The following is a 15,332-nucleotide window of genomic DNA, read 5'->3' on the forward strand; positions in this document are numbered from 1 at the left end:
TCAAAGGTATTAATATTCTGAAATTATGCTCTACCAAGGGATTTCAAAAGCTTAGTATGATAAGCAATTGCCTTGAAGAAAGTTGTGTGTGAATTGTAAGGTACGTTGTACTCTTTAGCAGTTTCTCTTACAATTTTTGAAATCTTCTTATAGTGAACATGGCAGATGTTTGGAAACAAATGGTGCTCAACTTGATAATTCAATCCTCCAATCAACCAATACAAAATGCGGCTCTCAGGAGCAAAATTGGCAGTAGTTTGCATTTGGTGAATCATAAAGTTATTATCAATAGAAGTTTCTCCTTTAGTGTCTACGAATTCAGTTTCAGGAATTACATGAGCCGGTTGGAAAACCAACGCAAGGATCAAACCTGCAACAAAGTGATACATGAATACAAAAATCACAAACCAGTACCAGGCAATGTCAATGATTAACATTGGAAGTACAAGTGCGATTGTGTAATAAACAACTTTGAAGAAAATCAATTTTGTCAACAACCATCCGTAGCTGTCTTTTTCAGTATCTAAGATTCCCATTTTCTTGTATCTGTTCAATTGCTTGAAATCTTTAGCAGTGATCCAAGAAAAAGTCATTAATCCGTAGAAGAACCAGGCATATAAATGCTGAAATTTGTGGATTTTTTTGCGCTCTTCATTTGGCGAAAATCTCAATACTCCCGGAGGTTGAATATCTTCATCATATCCGTGCACATTAGTGTAGGTATGGTGTAAAACGTTGTGTTGCATTCTCCAGGTAGGAGCAAATCCTCCAACAAGATTTAATAAACCTCCTAAGGCTTTATTTACTTTATCGTTTTTAGAATAAGAACCGTGATTTGCATCATGCATGATGGATAATCCAATTCCTGCTGTTCCTAATCCCATGATGAAATACAACAATCCAGTTAGCCAGATACTCTGAACTAATGTAGAAAGTAAAAATCCAAGAGGAATAAAGAATAATGAAATCATGAAGATGGTTTTGATCTTCATATTTGCATTAGCATATCTTGAAATGTTATTCTCTTTAAAATAAGCTCTAACACGTTTATTAAGTGTTGTGCTAAATTCCTTCCCTATTTTAGGGTTATACGTTATCGGTTTAATTGCTTGCATGGTAATTTTTTGAGATAATATATATCCGAGTGCAAAGTTACGGTAATTACGGTATATATATCCCTATTTTTTGTTAACCTTTTAAAGATTCAATTCTTAATAAGCTGAATCTAATGACTTTATAAATTTATTTTTTCTTGTTCTTAGCTCTTTCTTGCTGTAACTTTTGAGCGTCTTCCAATCTTTGTTGGAATCTTGATTTACCCTTACTTTTCTTAGGGTTTGCTCTGTTTTCCTCAATCTTAGCTAAGATTTTTTCATCATCAATCATAAAACGCTTAATAGCGAACATGATTAATACTGTCATTAAGGTGGAGATGAAATAGTAGTAACTCAAACCTGCGGCATAAGAGTTAAAGAAGAAAATCATCATAATCGGGAAGAAGTACATGATAAACTTCATATTAGGCATACCTTCTTGCGTTGGCTGCTGCATATTGCTACTATTGTAGTGAGTGTATAAAAGTGTGGTGATGGCCATCAACAAAGTAAAGATACTCATGTGATCCCCGTAAAGTGGAATTGAAAATCCAAATGTTACCGGAGAGTCATATGTTGATAGGTCTTCTGCCCACAAAAAGCTTGTTTGTCTTAATTCAATTGCAGAAGGGAACAATCGGAAAATAGCGAAAAGGATAGGCATTTGAATCAACATTGGCACACATCCTGCCAAAGGACTCACTCCTGTTTCTCGATAAAGCGCCATGGTTTCCTGTTGCTTCTTCATGGCATCCTCTTTTTTAGGATACTTTTTAGTGATCTTTTCAATTTCCGGTTTTAGTACTTTCATCATGGCAGATGATTTGTACATTTTGTAGTTAACCGGGCTCAATACAAGCTTTACAATAATTGTCAAAATCAAAATGGCTAATCCAACACCCATCCCTGTGTCTAACAACCACATAAATAAAGGACGGATAGCTCCTTTGTTGATCCATCTAAATAATCCTGTTCCCAACTCAACGATATCTTCTGTACCGTTGTCATACTCCACCAAAATATCGTAATCAGCAGGACCAAAGTACCAGTTAAGCTCAACAACATTGTCAGCTTTTGTTGTACCAAGGTTTAAATCTGCACCATATTGTTTTACATAAGTTGTTTGCTCTTGATCTTCAATTGCGTACAAAGTAACTTTAGAATCTTTTTTACCAAATCCATTTTTTGCAGAAACAATAGCAGTAAAGAAGGTAGATCTGAATGAAACCCAATCCACTACTTCTTCCATGTCTTCACTTTCAGTATTTTGGATGTAATCATAATCATCATCCTTGTATTGCCAGTAAAGCGTTGCTTGTCTTTTCTCGTTTGGATAGTACTTTTCATTGTTTAACAAGTACATATCAGAAGTAAATTGTGCACTTGCTACTTCTTTATCCGTAAACCCTTCAAAATAGATATCAAAATCCAAATCATATTTGTTAGGCTTCATCTTATAAGTAAAACCAACAACTTTTCCATTTCTGTTAGATTCTAATGTGATTGATTTATCATCTTGATCAACTACAGCAAAAGCCAACTGATCTGTTCTTACAGTATTAGCCCCTTCAGGATAAATTAAACCGTAAGTAGAGATTTCGTCATACAGGTGAAGTGGATTCTTGTTACCTGCAGCATAATCTTCATACGATAAATAGTCTTTTAAGAATACGTTTTTGATGTAACCACCTCTGTTAGTTACTTCAAGAATCAATACTTCATTTTCTAAAGTGTAAGTTTCTTCAGGTACTGAGTTGGTATCAATATTTTCAACGATTGTTTGCTTTGTTGTGTCATTCAAAACAGGTTGAATTAGTAAGAAAGTATCTTCACCTGTAAGTGTATCTAAAAACAACTGACCTTTTACTGAATCAATAATTGGATCACCATTGTCATCAAACTGAGCAATTAGACTATTAGGTAATTCAGTAGCGTTTGAATCTGCAACGATTTCTTGTTTAGTAGAATCTTTGTCATTATCTGCTGAAGCATTTTCATCAGCACCTTGTCTATTAAACAAACTAAACCCAATTAAGGTGGCTGCGATCAATACTAATCCTATCAGTGTCTTTTTATCCATTCAATCAAACATTTTTCAATGCTGCAAACTTGTACAGCTTTTGAATTGGTTGGCAAAATTAGTCAACTTATTTTAATGGGGACGAAAAGCAGGCAGTAATATTTTAGAATCTAAAAACAATGGCCTGGATTTTATTGATATTCCAATAAAATCCAACCGTTAAAGACTAAAATTTAGGCACTAAGAATTAACCTTAGAATCAGATTTTTGCGCAAACTTTTCTTTTTGTTTGATTGCAGCATTCACAAAAGCAATGAATAAAGGATGTGGTTTTTCAACCGTACTTTTATATTCAGGATGGAATTGTGCACCAACAAACCAAGGATGATTTGGAATTTCAACTACTTCAACCAGTCCTGTTTTAGGATTTTTACCTGTTGCTAACATTCCATTGTATTCAAAGTCTTGTAAATAGGCACTGTTGAATTCAAATCTGTGACGGTGTCTTTCTTCAATATCTTTTTGCTTGTACGCATCAAATACTCTAGAACCTTCTTTCAATTCACATTCATAAGCACCTAAACGCATTGTTCCTCCAAGGTTTTTAATGCTTTTTTGCTCTTCCATCAAGTCGATTACAGGATGAGTGCTGTCTCTTTCAATTTCAGCCGTATGCGCATCATGCCATCCAATAACATTTCTAGCAAATTCAATAACTGCCACTTGCATTCCCAAACAAATTCCAAAGAATGGAATACCGTTTTCTCTTGCAAATTTTACTGCTTCAATTTTACCATCAATTCCTCTTGAACCAAATCCCGGAGCAACTAAAATTCCGTCTACATCTCCTAATTTTTCTTCAATGCTGTCATCACTGATTTTTGCAGAGTGAATCCATTTTAGTTCAACTTTACATTCGTTGGCAGCACCAGCATGTTCAAATGCTTCAGATATTGATTTATATGAATCTTTTAGCTCAACGTATTTACCTACCAAAGCAATTTTTACTTTGTTTTTAGGCTTTTTTAATCGAGACAAAAAGTCTTTCCATTCGTTTAATTCTGGCTCTCCATTATCCGGTAAATGCAATTTTCTAAGCACCTCAGTGTCTAGTTTTTCTTGTTGCATCAAAAGAGGTACTTCATAAATAGTAGATACATCCATTGATTCAATTACCGAAGTAGGAACCACATTACAGAACAAAGCAATTTTTCTTCTGATAGAATCATCTAAGTGATGTTCCGTTCTACAAACAAGAATATCAGGCTGAACTCCTAATTCCAACATTTGTTTAACAGAATGTTGAGTAGGCTTGGTTTTTAATTCTCCTGCTGCACTTAAAAAAGGAACCAAAGTAAGGTGAATAACCAAACAATCTTCGCGGTTTTCCCACAGCATTTGACGAACTGCCTCAACATACGGCAATGATTCAATATCACCAACAGTTCCACCAATCTCAGTAATTACAATATCGTATTCACCAGATTGACCCAACATTTTGATTCTTCTTTTGATTTCATCCGTAATGTGAGGGATAATTTGAACTGTTTTTCCTAAGAACTCACCTTTACGCTCTTTTTCAATCACAGATTGATAGATACGTCCTGTAGTTACATTATTGGCTTGTGAGGTAGGAACATTTAAAAAACGCTCATAATGTCCAAGATCCAAATCAGTTTCAGCTCCGTCATTTGTAACATAGCATTCACCATGCTCATAAGGGTTCAAAGTTCCCGGATCAATATTGATATAAGGATCTAGTTTTTGAATAGTAACCGAGTGTCCACGAGCTTGTAATAATTTGGCTAGAGAAGCCGAGATAATACCTTTTCCTAAAGATGAGGTAACCCCGCCGGTTACAAAGATGTACTTAGTTGAATCTGACATTTTCCTTGCGTTTTGTAACTACGGGAGACAAAGATAGGGAATAATAAGAGCTCGGCAATTAAAAATTCAGGAATTAAATATTAAAAGGTTTTAAACAATGTTTAAATAGTGATGAGTTAAGAGATATGAGTGATGAGTTATGAGGGGTGAGGTAATTGTGAATATGTGAATGTTTAATTTTTAATTGGATGCATTTTTATTCCTTCATTTGTTAGTGTCAACGATTTAGTAAAGGAATTTTAAATTTGAAAGACGAATTGAGGATTATGAATCTTAAAACATTTATTTTATCCACTATTATGCTCACATTGTTTGTTTCATGTAATAATGACAAACTTGAAGAAGATGAGGAGAATGTAGATTCATTAAATATTGAGCAAACTGAACCATCTCATTCAGCCTTATTTGGAGTTTGGAAAACATCTAGGAGATTTCCATTAATTTATATTACTGAAGAGTCTTATGAAACAAGGGTAGAAAATGAAATAGGATCCTTATTTATTTGCTTAGACAGCAATATGTGGGAGATTTTTAATTTTTCATTAGCTTTTGATGATTCGACAAATTATAAATGGTATAGTACTTTTTACGTAAATGAAAATATTAGCTATGAATTATTGGATAGCGGAAATATTTTTGTTAGTAAGAATGCGCTAGTTTTTGACAAACTTATTTTAGATACTTTAAATGTTCACATTGACACAACGTTAGATAACCCAGGCTTAGAATTGTACACTTTTGGAAATTAAAAAGGGATTTATGTAGTTAAAAAATTTTATCTCTTGAATCTTACCTTTTAACTCCTGTCTCTTGATTCTTGACTCTCTAAGGTTCAAGTTCTTTTTGCAAGCCGATCATTTGCATACAGGCAACCGCACATTCAACTCCTTTGTTTCCATGCTTGCCTCCAGATCTGTCTATTGATTGTTGCTTGGTATTGTCAGTTAACACACAAAATGAAACAGGTACTCCGTATTCTAATTGAACGTCCATGATGCCTTTGGTGGCTCCCTCGCAAACAAAATCAAAATGACGAGTTTCTCCCTGGATTACACATCCAATAGCAATTACGCCGTCCATTTCTTCGTCTGCCTCTAGCAACATTTGAGCTCCTAATGGCAATTCAAAGGTTCCGGGTACAAATCTGATGATGATGTTGTCAGGCTCTACGCCATTTTCCAACAAGGTTTGTTCTGCTCCTTTAAGAAGGCCTAATGTAATATCATCATTCCATTGAGAAACGACAATTCCAACTCTGAATTTGGCTCCGTTAGGAACGCGGTCTCGTTGGTAATCTGAAAGATTTTTAAGGTAGGTGGCCATTATCCCTGAGCACGAGTAATGTACTTATCGATATCAGCAGCTACTGGCGCTTCTGGCCATTCGTCTTTGATTCTCTGATAAGCAACAACTGCATTCTCGTTATCCTCTAATTTCTCGTAAACCAAACCGGCTTTTTTCAAGAACATTGGAGAAGTAAATTCATTTGGCTCTCTGTCTGCTGCTTTTTCAAACATTTCAACAGCATCTGAATATTGTTCTAACTCTACATAACAGTCTCCTTTAAGTCCGATAACTAAAGTACCTACCATCATGTCGTCAAAATCACAATCATCTAAATAAGAAAGTGCCTCGTCCCACTGACCTTTTTCCATAGCATGAGTTCCTAAAGCATAAGAAGCGATTTCTCCTGCAGGAGTTCCATCATATTCACTGGCAATGTCAATGAAGCCCATAATTTGGTCATTACCTTGATAAGCCAATTCTGTTGTATCTCCTTCTTCATAAAGATAAAATGCATCCCAATAAACGTCTTGAGACTCTTCAACCTTAGGTTCAACAACAAATTTTTGATAGACAATGATTCCTACTATGAATACAATCAATACCCCACCAGCTATCATCAACGGTCTTTTGTACTTATCAAAAAAGTTCTCAGTTGCCGTTAAATTGGTCAGTTCGTCTTGTGTAGCTTCCTTCTTCTTTGCCATGGTTTTATTAAATAATGAGTGCAAAAATAATTTTTTTTAGTCAAATTGATATAAAATCATGAATTTTGTATGCTTTGTTTTAAAAGCCGACAAACTTGAAACTTATCTTAAAAGCATTACCATACCTTCAAATCATTGTGCTAGGCCTGTGTATAGGCTTAATTGGATTTGAAACTGAGCGAGAAAATTTCTTGCAATTCATTTTACTTTATTTACTCGCTTTTCAAGCTTTTTATTACATCTGGCTGAATAAGCAAGAGTGGAAATTCAAGCATTTTGTCATCTTAGCCGTTGCTATAAGGCTGGTTCTTATTGCCGCTATGCCTGAATTATCAAATGATTTTTTCAGATTTATTTGGGATGGAGAGCTTATGGCAAGTGGAATTAATCCTTACGCACATACTCCGAATGAATTAATTTCTCAAGGACCTATTTATAGTAATCCGCATATGCGCATGCTGTTTCATGGAATGGGGGAGTTGTCACAGGCTAATTATACTTGTTATCCGGTTTTTAATCAAATGTTCTTTTACATTCCCGCTAAAATGACTGATAGCATTCCCGCTTTTGTGATAACATTAAAATTGGTGATGATTTTGGCTGATATAGGTGCTATTTACATTGGTAAAAAGATTTTGGAACACCTCAATAAGCCCACTCATCTGATATGGATTTATGCCCTTAATCCACTTGTGATTCTTGAATTTACGGGTAATCTTCATTTTGAAGGAGTGATGATATTTTTTACTCTTTTAGCTATTTATTATGTTTTGATCAAGAAATGGCTAATGGGAGCTGTGTTTTTAGGGATTGCTGTGCAAATAAAGTTGATTCCATTGATGCTATTGCCTTTCTTTATGAAACACTTAAAGTGGAGAAATTCACTGGGATTTGTAGCTATGACAGGTGTAGTAGTTTTAACTGTAGGTGCTATGATGATTAACGCTCAGTTCTACAATAATTTCATGCAATCAATTGATTTGTATTTCCATTCGTTTCAGTTTAACGGCAGTATTGCATTTTTACTTAAAGAGATTACCATGGCTACTAAAGGATGGGATGGTATTCATTTTTATGGTCCGTTTTTAAAATATTTATCGCTACTCGGAATTGTTGCGGTTGCAGCTTTTAAAAATTATAAAGGCGAACAATACCTGTTCACTGCCATGATGTTTGGTATTACCATCTACTATGCTTTAGGGACAACAGTTCATCCATGGTATGTGACATTTATTTTGGTCTTATCAATTTTTACCAGATATAAGTTTGCATTGGTGTGGTCATTCATGGTAATGTTGTCTTATGCGGCATATGACAATCCGGAGTTCAGAGAGAACGGACTTTTGATAATCGCAGAATATGTTGTAGTTTATGGAGTGATGCTCTATGAGATTTTCAAAAACACAGATAAAACTAACTTTGCACTGAACTTGAAAACTTTTTTTTCTAATTAATGTCAGAAGATCTACACATACCCGTCAATAAAAAGCGACTCACTTTACAGATGATTGCTTTTAGCGTAATTGGAATTGTAATTCTGATTGTATGCTTTGGATTAGGTGAAAGCATGAAAAATGTTGAATGGGTTTGGAAAGGTGCAGGGATTGTAGCTTGCTTATTAGCAGTAGTAGCTGCCGGAGCTAAGGCCAGACTGCGATTTGATCCAAAAGCAGGTTTAAGAATAGATGCTGAAGGAATCCATGATTATACTTCAGATATTGGCGTAGGTCTGGTAAAATGGAAAGATATTAAAGACATAGATATTGATATGTCATTGCATTTGGATATGTTGATAGTCATGGTGAAAAATGAAAGTGATATCGTTCATCATGCTAAAAACAAGGCCATTGAAAGATTATTAAAACAGAATATACAACAATTCAAAACGCCGGTTGTAATAGAAATAAAACAGCTGGATTGTACCACAGAAGAATTGATTGAAGTAATTGACAAAAGATTAAAACGAAAATGAAATTAGACATTCTGGCAATTGCCGCACACCCTGATGATGCTGAATTAGGAGTGTCAGGAACACTTATTAAAGCCAAGAAAAGCGGAAAGAAAGTAGGAATTCTGGATTTGACCAGAGGTGAATTAGGAACAAGAGGAACTGCAGAGTTAAGAGATCAGGAAGCGTCAGATGCTTCAGATTTAATGAACCTGGATTTTAGAGTGAATCTTGGAATGGCGGATGGATTTTTTGAAAATGTCAGACAAAATCAAATGCTCATCATTGAACAGTTGAGAAAGTTTCAGCCGGATGTTGTATTTATCAATGCACCTCATGATAGACATCCTGATCATGGTAAAGCTGCAGCTTTGGCAAAAGATGCATGTTTTTTATCAGGATTACCTAAAATAAAAACAGCATTGAATGATGTAAAGCAAGAAGCCTGGAGACCTAGAGCTGTTTATCATTACATTCAGGATTATTATATAAAACCGGATGTTGTAGTTGATATTTCGGATGTAGTAGAGGCTAAAATTGAAGCGATAAAGGCATACAAAACTCAATTCTATGATCCCGAAAGCAAAGAACCTTTAACCCCAATATCAGGAGAAGAGTTTTTTGATGTTTTAAAAGGACGTTGGAGAGATTTTGGAAGATACATTGGTGCAGAGTTCGCAGAAGGGTTTGTTTTCACCAGGCCTGCCGGAGTTAAGGATATTACCGATTTGATTTAATGTCTTTATTAGAAAAAGATAAAAAATACGTTTGGCATCCTTTCACCCAGGCCAGCCTATCTCCGGATTTAATTCCGGTTGTTAAAGCAGAAGGAGTTTGGGTTATTGATGAAAAAGGCAATAAATATATAGATGCCAATTCTAGTTGGTGGACGGTTTTACATGGACACGGTAATCAACAAATCATAGACGGAATAACCAAGCAGATCAACAGTTTGGATCACATTATTTTTGCGGGAGCTACACATCCTAAAGCTGTTGAAATAGCAGAACGATTGGTGGAATTGTTACCGGGAAATTTTAGTAAAGCATTTTTTTCAGATAATGGGTCTACAGCTATTGAGGTGGCTATTAAGATGGTTTATCAGTATTGGCACAATAAATCAGTAAAAAAAGGCAAGTTTTTAGCTATTGAAGGAGCTTATCACGGAGATACCTTTGGCGCCATGAGTGTAGGGGAGAGGGACTTTTTTAACAAGCCATTTGAGCACTTGTTTTTTGATGTAGATTATCTTCCATTTCCCACAAAAGAAAATGCAAATGATGTTTTGTCATTGGCTAAAAAGTTAATGGCAGAAGGAAATTATGCCGGTTTTATTTTTGAGCCATTGGTTCAAGGTGCTGCGGGGATGAGGATTTATGATGCTGAAGTATTGAATGAATTGATCAAATTGGCCAAAGCCAATGATGTTATTACGATAGCGGATGAAGTAATGACGGGGTTTTACAGATTAGGAACCATGTTTGCACTTGATCAAATTGAAGAGGAAGTTGATATTGTTTGTTTATCAAAAGGATTGACTGGAGGAGTGATGGCTATGGGGTTAACCATTACTACCGAAGCAATATTTGAAGCATTTAAAGGAGATGATTTAGCCAAAGCCTTTTTGCATGGACATTCGTTTACCGGAAATCCAATTGCTTCAGCAGCCGCATGTGCTTCTTTGGGTGTTTTATTGACAGAAGAGAGCAAATCAAAAGTGGCAATGATCTCTGAAATGCATGCTCAAATCTGTGAGCTATGGAAAGGTAAAAAAGGAATTAGAGATATTGGAAGTAAAGGAACTATCCTTAGAATTGATGTTGATGTAGATACCAAGGCGAGTTATTTTTCTTCGTTAAGGTATGAGGCGTATCAATATTTTTTAGAAAATGGAATCTTAATAAGACCCTTAGGTAATGTGATATTTGTTAATCCTCCTTATTGTATTTCAAAAGAAGAATTGCAGCACATTTACCATCATATTGATTTGTTTATTGAACGAATCCAAAAGTCTAAATAAAAAAAATCCCGTCCTTATTAAAGAACGGGATTCACTTCATTTTATAATTTTCTTAGTTGATCACTTCGTCATAGTAAGCCATGAACTCACTGTCATGCTCTAACCATTGTTTTACTCTTCCAAGTAACTCAACAGCATCATCTTTCAATCTCATCACCTGGATTTTAGCTTTACAGTAAACTAAAACTCCAACTTTCAACATTTCAAAATCAATTGATCTCCAATTTTCAACGCTTTGAATTGCGTCTAATTTCTCCCATGCCTCTTTTTCAGTGATTTTACCACCTGATTTATCATTTTCCATGTATTGTGCTCCAGCTTTCAAGAAATATGATCCAACATCATCTTTAGCAAATCTGTGCAACTTGGCAATTGCTCCCATCAATTTCATGTATGCTTCTTCAGCAACAAGGTTTTTGATATCTTCAACTACTGCAATCTTTAAATCAGTGAAAAATCCTAAGTTGTCCTGAACAACAGAAGTTCCTGCACGCTCATCTTTTTTGATACAGTTTCCAGCAAATCTGATCGCATCATTAAAAGCTTTTGGAAACTTGTCCTTCCACTTTTGATCTTTAGACATTTCAAAGTTGCATTTTGCCAAATACAAGTAAGGCAAGGCGTCACTTTTAGTTTCGTCTTTTTGCGTATATTTTTCTGCAGTCTTTAACAACTTTTCATAATCCCCATCTGCATAATAGATTACTAGATCGTCGTATTCAGGCGGCTGTGCATTTGCGTTGATTACAAATCCAACCAAAAGACATGTTAGTAATACTAATTTTTTCATTGTGATATTATTTTTTCGATTCATCATTGATTCCCCCTATTAAACTCAAAATTGATGCCGAAAGTTTCATATCGGCGAAATTAAGAAAAATTTAACAAGATTGTTAATCATAATACTTTAGCATAATATTAAGTATTTCAATGGCTGCAGACGATATTTTGGTACCGGGACCAAAAATTCCCATTACACCTGCATTATATAAATATTGATAGTCTTGTTGAGGTATTACACCACCCGCAACTACCATTATATCTTCTCTATCTTTTTTCTTTAATTCCTCAATTACCTGGGGAACCAATGTTTTATGTCCTGCAGCTAAAGAACTAACTCCTATGATGTGTACATCATTTTCAATGGCTTGTTTAACTACTTCTTGCGGAGTTTGGAATAAAGGCCCAATATCAACATCAAATCCAATGTCGGCAAATGAAGTAGAGATAACTTTTGCACCTCTGTCATGGCCATCTTGTCCCATTTTAGCTACCATGATACGTGGTCTTCTACCTTCTAACTTAGTAAATTTCTCTACTAATTCTTTAGCTTCAATAAAGTCTTTGTCTTGCATGGCTTCTGTTGAATAAACTCCTGAAATTGATCTTATAGTAGCTTGATATCTGCCAAAAGCATCTTCCATTGCGTCTGATATCTCTCCTAAAGAAGCTCTTTTTCTGGCACAATCAACTGCTAAGTGTAGCAAATTGGCATTGATATCCCTTTCTCTATCTGGATTGGATTTAATTTCATGAGCCAAGGCTTTTAGCTTATTTAAAGCTTCTTGCACTTCTGCTTCATTTCTGTTTGCACGTAATTTCTTTAATCCTGCAATTTGATCTTGTCTTACTTTGGTGTTGTCAATTTCAAGAATTTCAATTTCATCTTCTTTTTCTAATTGATATCTGTTTACACCAACAATAACGTCATTTCCTGAATCAATTCTGGCTTGCTTTCTAGCAGCTGCTTCCTCAATTCTCATTTTAGGAATTCCGGATTCAATCGCTTTCGCCATTCCTCCTAATTCCTCAACTTCTTGAATATGTTCCCAGGCCTTATGAGCAATTTCTTCTGTAAGTTTTTCTACATAATAGGATCCTCCCCAAGGGTCAATAGCATGAGTAATACCTGTTTCTTCCTGCAAGTAGATTTGCGTATTTCTGGCAATTCTGGCAGAAAAATCTGTAGGTAGTGCAATGGCTTCGTCTAAAGCGTTTGTATGTAAAGACTGTGTTCCTCCAAAAGCTGCGGCTAATGCCTCAATACAAGTTCTGGCTACATTGTTATATGGATCTTGCTCCGTTAAACTCCAACCAGAAGTTTGACAATGCGTTCTTAGTGCCATTGATTTTGTATTCTTCGGATCGAATTGTTTTACCAATTTGGCCCAAATCATTCTGGCTGCACGCATTTTAGCAATCTCCATAAAATGATTCATTCCAATTCCCCAAAAGAAAGAAAGTCTTGGAGCAAATACATCAATATCCATCCCGGATTTTACTCCTGTACGAATATATTCCAGTCCATCTGCCAAGGTGTATGCCAATTCTAAATCTGCGGTAGCACCTGCTTCTTGCATGTGGTAACCTGAAATAGATATTGAATTAAATTTTGGCATTAATTCAGATGTGTACTTAAAAATATCTGCAATAATGGCCATTGAATACTGTGGAGGATAGATATAAGTGTTTCTCACCATGAATTCCTTGAGGATATCATTTTGAATGGTACCCGCCAATTCTTCTGGTTTAACACCTTGCTCTTCTGCCGCAACTATGTAAAATGCCATAATCGGAATAACAGCACCGTTCATGGTCATTGAAACAGACATTTTATCCAAAGGAATTTGATCAAACAAAACCTTCATGTCTTCTACAGAATCAATCGCCACACCTGCTTTACCAACATCACCAACAACACGCTCATGATCTGAATCGTATCCACGGTGTGTGGCAAGGTCAAATGCAACAGAAAGTCCTTTTTGCCCTGCTGCTAAATTTCTTCTGTAAAATGCATTGGATTCCTCAGCCGTTGAAAATCCCGCGTACTGTCTAATTGTCCAGGGACGCATAGTGTACATTGTTGAATAGGGACCTCTTAAATAAGGAGCTATACCCGAAACAAATCCAAGGTGTTCTGCATTTTTAATATCAACAGCTGCATATTTTGACTTGATGTCAATTTGTTCAGCAGTTTTAAAAGTCGACTCGGTTTGATCTTTAGATACTTCCTGAGCCGGTTGTAGCTCTATGTGATCAAACGTTACTCTGCTCATGTAATTCTTTTTTAAAGTGGCCTTCTAATTTGAATGTTTGTAATGACTTGAAAGTAACCCCATCTTCATTTTCTGAAGGGTTCACATCTTTCCAATCTTCCAAAGTAGAAGGATATTTATTTACGCCTAAAAAGGTCAATTTTCCGTTGTTTAATTGTTCAATCAAATAAGTTCTGTTAGAAGCTATAGCGTCTTGAATGAAATTGGTTTCAACTGCTTTTATCAATCCGCCTTTTTGTTCTATAGATTTGAACAATTCCCATGCTTTTTCAGCAATTATTTGACACAAGGTATTTACAAAGTAAGATCCTTCAGCTGCGTCTTCTACCTTATCTAAATACGATTCTTCTCTTAACAATAATGAGATGTTTTTAGCCATTCTGTTGTACAACTCGCTTTGTTCATCATGAGGGTGAATTGTCAATACATCACAACCTCCAATAATAGCGGACATTGCTTGTGTTGTCTGTCTTAGTAGATTATTGTTGCTATCATTAACAGCAGCAAATCTGTCACTGTTAGTTGCATAAATGGTGATGACTTCGCTTTTAAAATTGCTGTCATAAGCCTTGAAGATATGCTCAATCAAATATCTCATCACCTTGTACTTGGCAATATTTACAAAGTAGTTATTGGTGATAGATAGCTCTATCACAATTGATTTATTGATAGTGGCTAAGTCAATACCGGTATCATACAATACTTGAATGTATTCATTTAAATGATTGGCTGTAAAAGCTAATTCCTGAACAGTTGATGCTCCAGAGTTTCCGTACAACGCTCCATTCACCCAAATGTTTTGATGAGCTTGCTGTGCTTTAAAAAAGTCTGTAAAATCTGACAATTGATTTTTCCATTCTCCGTTAGCGATTCCTTGAGCAATTATATCAAAGTTGAGACGAATACTGTTCTCTCCTTTAAAGTTGATTGCTGCATCTTTGTTGTCAAATTCAACATCTGCATCAATGAATTCAAAGCCAACTTTGTCAACAGATTTTTCAAATGATGCCTGATCTTGATAATTTAACCCCAAACAATCTATCCCCTCGTTTAAATCTCTTAATATTTCCTTGTTATCAGAAGTTGCATAGAATTTTCTAGTCTTCCAATTAGCGTGCTTTTTTACAAGCGGAAATCTAATTTGTTTGGCTTCTTCAGGGTTTTGAAAAGCATTTATTGTTATTTCTTTCTCAGCTGCAAATAGTAAAACATCAAGAGGCTTGCCTTTAAGATCTTTCTCTATCTGTTCAACCCATTTTGAATATTCAACAGCTTTAAAATTGTCAAATAATTTTTCCATCACTACAAATTTACTT

General features: G+C 35.4%; 13 protein-coding genes. 5 read left to right on the forward strand and 8 right to left on the reverse strand.

From position 1 onward, the window contains the following. Window positions 1-23: 23 nt before the first annotated feature. The 3 genes from K6119_RS18185 to K6119_RS18195 form a co-directional block, all read right to left on the reverse strand. On the reverse strand, window positions 24-1,115 hold the full coding sequence (locus tag K6119_RS18185; RefSeq protein WP_237828056.1) for a fatty acid desaturase family protein: 1,092 nt from the start codon (window positions 1,113-1,115) through the stop codon (window positions 24-26). 127 nt (window positions 1,116-1,242) lie between these two features. Further along, on the reverse strand, window positions 1,243-3,174 hold the full coding sequence (gene yidC, locus K6119_RS18190) for a membrane protein insertase YidC (RefSeq protein ID WP_221834857.1): 1,932 nt from the start codon (window positions 3,172-3,174) through the stop codon (window positions 1,243-1,245). Window positions 3,175-3,354: 180 nt separating this feature from the next. Then, a complete protein-coding gene (locus tag K6119_RS18195) occupies window positions 3,355-5,001 on the reverse strand; it encodes a CTP synthase (protein ID WP_221834856.1) in 1,647 nt (548 codons plus the stop codon). 266 nt (window positions 5,002-5,267) lie between these two features. On the opposite strand from K6119_RS18195, the gene K6119_RS18200 reads away from it, so the two are divergent. Continuing rightward, complete coding sequence (locus K6119_RS18200; RefSeq protein WP_221834855.1) at window positions 5,268-5,750, forward strand: hypothetical protein; 483 nt, start codon at window positions 5,268-5,270, stop codon at window positions 5,748-5,750. Window positions 5,751-5,826: 76 nt separating this feature from the next. Here K6119_RS18200 and ribH read toward each other — a convergent pair whose 3' ends face one another. Next, window positions 5,827-6,324, reverse strand: a complete 498-nt coding sequence (ribH, locus tag K6119_RS18205; protein WP_221834854.1) for a 6,7-dimethyl-8-ribityllumazine synthase — start codon at window positions 6,322-6,324, stop codon at window positions 5,827-5,829. Beyond that, window positions 6,324-6,992: a tetratricopeptide repeat protein gene (locus K6119_RS18210; protein WP_221834853.1), complete on the reverse strand. Its 669-nt coding sequence runs from the start codon at window positions 6,990-6,992 to the stop codon at window positions 6,324-6,326. The genes ribH and K6119_RS18210 overlap by 1 nt, the downstream gene beginning before the upstream one ends. Before the next feature lie 95 nt (window positions 6,993-7,087). On the opposite strand from K6119_RS18210, the gene K6119_RS18215 reads away from it, so the two are divergent. From K6119_RS18215 to bioA, 4 genes are read left to right on the forward strand one after another with little or no spacing between them, the layout of a single operon-like run. Next, the gene (locus K6119_RS18215) at window positions 7,088-8,446 is read left to right on the forward strand and encodes an MptA/MptB family glycosyltransferase (protein WP_221834852.1); all 1,359 of its coding nucleotides are present in this window, start codon (window positions 7,088-7,090) and stop codon (window positions 8,444-8,446) included. Further along, window positions 8,446-8,964, forward strand: a complete 519-nt coding sequence (locus K6119_RS18220) for an STM3941 family protein (protein ID WP_221834851.1) — start codon at window positions 8,446-8,448, stop codon at window positions 8,962-8,964. Before K6119_RS18215 ends, K6119_RS18220 begins: the two co-directional genes overlap by 1 nt. Then, window positions 8,961-9,677, forward strand: a complete 717-nt coding sequence (bshB1, locus tag K6119_RS18225) for a bacillithiol biosynthesis deacetylase BshB1 (RefSeq protein WP_221834850.1) — start codon at window positions 8,961-8,963, stop codon at window positions 9,675-9,677. Before K6119_RS18220 ends, bshB1 begins: the two co-directional genes overlap by 4 nt. Next, window positions 9,677-10,960, forward strand: a complete 1,284-nt coding sequence (gene bioA, locus K6119_RS18230) for an adenosylmethionine--8-amino-7-oxononanoate transaminase (RefSeq protein ID WP_221834849.1) — start codon at window positions 9,677-9,679, stop codon at window positions 10,958-10,960. Before bshB1 ends, bioA begins: the two co-directional genes overlap by 1 nt. Before the next feature lie 52 nt (window positions 10,961-11,012). Here the strand turns inward: bioA and K6119_RS18235 are convergent, their stop codons facing one another. From K6119_RS18235 to K6119_RS18245, 3 genes are all read right to left on the reverse strand, one after another. Then, a complete protein-coding gene (locus K6119_RS18235) occupies window positions 11,013-11,750 on the reverse strand; it encodes a hypothetical protein (protein ID WP_221834848.1) in 738 nt (245 codons plus the stop codon). A 103-nt stretch (window positions 11,751-11,853) separates the two neighbouring features. After that, on the reverse strand, window positions 11,854-14,016 hold the full coding sequence (gene scpA / locus K6119_RS18240; RefSeq protein WP_221834847.1) for a methylmalonyl-CoA mutase: 2,163 nt from the start codon (window positions 14,014-14,016) through the stop codon (window positions 11,854-11,856). After that, window positions 13,997-15,316, reverse strand: coding sequence for a methylmalonyl-CoA mutase family protein (locus tag K6119_RS18245; protein WP_221834846.1), 1,320 nt, complete (start codon window positions 15,314-15,316; stop codon window positions 13,997-13,999). The genes scpA and K6119_RS18245 overlap by 20 nt, the downstream gene beginning before the upstream one ends. Window positions 15,317-15,332: the final 16 nt, after the last annotated feature.

The sequence above is a fragment of the Paracrocinitomix mangrovi genome (assembly GCF_019740355.2).
Lineage (GTDB): Bacteria > Bacteroidota > Bacteroidia > Flavobacteriales_D > Crocinitomicaceae > Paracrocinitomix > Paracrocinitomix mangrovi.

Bases quoted from the DNA above. Each gene is read 5' to 3' on its own strand.
- K6119_RS18235 (WP_221834848.1), bottom strand. From the start codon at position 11,750: ATGAAAAAATTAGTATTACTAACATGTCTTTTGGTTGGATTTGTAATC.
- yidC (WP_221834857.1), bottom strand. From the start codon at position 3,174: ATGGATAAAAAGACACTGATAGGATTAGTATTGATCGCAGCCACCTTA.
- bshB1 (WP_221834850.1), top strand. From the start codon at position 8,961: ATGAAATTAGACATTCTGGCAATTGCCGCACACCCTGATGATGCTGAA.
- K6119_RS18195 (WP_221834856.1), bottom strand. From the start codon at position 5,001: ATGTCAGATTCAACTAAGTACATCTTTGTAACCGGCGGGGTTACCTCA.
- K6119_RS18220 (WP_221834851.1), top strand. From the start codon at position 8,446: ATGTCAGAAGATCTACACATACCCGTCAATAAAAAGCGACTCACTTTA.
- bioA (WP_221834849.1), top strand. From the start codon at position 9,677: ATGTCTTTATTAGAAAAAGATAAAAAATACGTTTGGCATCCTTTCACC.
- K6119_RS18210 (WP_221834853.1), bottom strand. From the start codon at position 6,992: ATGGCAAAGAAGAAGGAAGCTACACAAGACGAACTGACCAATTTAACG.
- scpA (WP_221834847.1), bottom strand. From the start codon at position 14,016: ATGAGCAGAGTAACGTTTGATCACATAGAGCTACAACCGGCTCAGGAA.
- K6119_RS18185 (WP_237828056.1), bottom strand. From the start codon at position 1,115: ATGCAAGCAATTAAACCGATAACGTATAACCCTAAAATAGGGAAGGAA.
- ribH (WP_221834854.1), bottom strand. From the start codon at position 6,324: ATGGCCACCTACCTTAAAAATCTTTCAGATTACCAACGAGACCGCGTT.
- K6119_RS18200 (WP_221834855.1), top strand. From the start codon at position 5,268: ATGAATCTTAAAACATTTATTTTATCCACTATTATGCTCACATTGTTT.
- K6119_RS18245 (WP_221834846.1), bottom strand. From the start codon at position 15,316: ATGGAAAAATTATTTGACAATTTTAAAGCTGTTGAATATTCAAAATGG.